The organism is Oleiphilus sp. HI0079 (genome assembly GCF_001635105.1).
On the sequence record NZ_LWFT01000452.1, the window covers coordinates 1 to 282 of the forward strand.

The following is a 282-nucleotide window of genomic DNA, read 5'->3' on the forward strand; positions in this document are numbered from 1 at the left end:
GGGTTCGGTCACGCTGGTCTCGCCGTCGGCGTACATACCCGCCAACAACAAACAAGACTTAACCTGAGCACTTGCCATAGGCATATCATAGTGCATACCCTTTAACCGCTGAGCGCCTTTAATTTTCATTGGTGGGCGCCCACCCTCAGCCGTCTCAATCATTGCACCCATCAGTCTCAAAGGACCTGCGACGCGCTCCATCGGGCGCTTAGAGAGGGACTCATCCCCAGTTAATTCTGTATCGAAGGACTGGCCAGAAAGAAGTCCGGCAAATAAACGCAT

Annotated in this window: 1 pseudogene; it reads right to left on the minus strand. The window is 53.2% G+C overall.

Annotated elements, in window-relative coordinates:
* Positions 1–282 (minus strand): annotated as a pseudogene (locus A3750_RS05895) (bifunctional prephenate dehydrogenase/3-phosphoshikimate 1-carboxyvinyltransferase); the annotation flags it as partial.